At 51.6% G+C, this 1,041-nt stretch carries 2 protein-coding genes; both read left to right on the top strand.

Annotation, left to right across the window (positions count from 1 at the left end; translation table 11 throughout):
- The coding region (locus QVO51_RS00015; protein ID WP_288167632.1) for a dockerin type I repeat-containing protein at window positions 1–440 on the top strand (440 nt) is incomplete at its 5' end.
- 75 nt (window positions 441–515) lie between these two features.
- On the top strand, window positions 516–1,041 hold a 526-nt coding region (locus tag QVO51_RS00010; protein ID WP_288167631.1), incomplete at its 3' end, for a cohesin domain-containing protein.

Below are 1,041 nucleotides of genomic sequence, written 5' to 3'. Positions count from 1 at the left end.
CTGATGCACAGCCTGGCGATGAGTATCCGATCAGCTTCAGAAGCGACCTGTGTAAGGTAATCGATCAGGAAGGCGTACAGCTGAACATCACATACGTTGATGGTAAGATCGTAATCCCCGGCACAGCAACCACCACAAAGGCACCTACAACTACTACCAGTGAGGCTCCCGCAACTACCACTTCTACTCAGACCACTACCACCGCTCCGGTTGGCACAGTTCTGTACGGTGATACCAATGTTGACGGCAGAGTATCCATCGCTGACGCTGTTCTGCTGAACAAGTACCTGGCAGGCAAGGCAGAGATGACCGAACAGGGTAAGATCAATGCTGACTGCGATAAGCACAGCACTGAGCTGAACCTGGATGATACCACTATGATTCTGAAGTTCCTGGCTCAGCTGATCGAGCAGTCTGATCTGGGCGCTGAGGTAGCTTAAACAAAGCGGATCGTTCTACGCGAGGACATTAATCATTTGTGCTCGGTTCTGTGAGCCGGGCAGAAAGGAAACGTGATGAAGAAAAGAATTATTTCGGCTTTGACATCACTCGCAATGAGCGCAAGCTTTATTATCGGCACATTGCCTGCATCGGTTCAGACCATGCAGGCAGCTGCCGCCGATATTACTTACACCATTGCAGATGTTGAGGGCGAAGCTGGTGCGGATGTTGATGTTCCGATCACCATCAAGGGCGATACTGGTACTGCCGGCATGGTTCTTGAGTTGAGTGCGGACTCCAGACTGAAGCTCAAGCGGCGTTTGAACGGTAACGCATATGAAGGTGCTCCTACCTGGAATGCAAGTACGTTCACGTTTGTTTGGAATGCTGGCGACGGTCGTAATCTGGTAGCGGCAGATGGTGCAGTTCTGACCACTCTGCGGTTTACCGTTCCGGCGGATGCAAAGCCCGGCGATACCTATCCTATTTCCTTCAGAGGAAGCGAGTCCAAGGTCATTGACCAGGACGGCAATGCACACAATGTTACCTATGTAGATGGTTCCATCACCATTCCCGGTGGGGCAACTACTACAACGGCTG

The organism is Ruminococcus sp. CAG:379 (assembly GCF_000434255.1).
Taxonomy (GTDB): Bacteria; Bacillota; Clostridia; order Oscillospirales; family Ruminococcaceae; genus Ruminococcus_F; species Ruminococcus_F champanellensis.
Note: the sequence above shows the minus strand (reverse complement) of the source record. Positions and strands in the feature narration are given on the sequence as shown.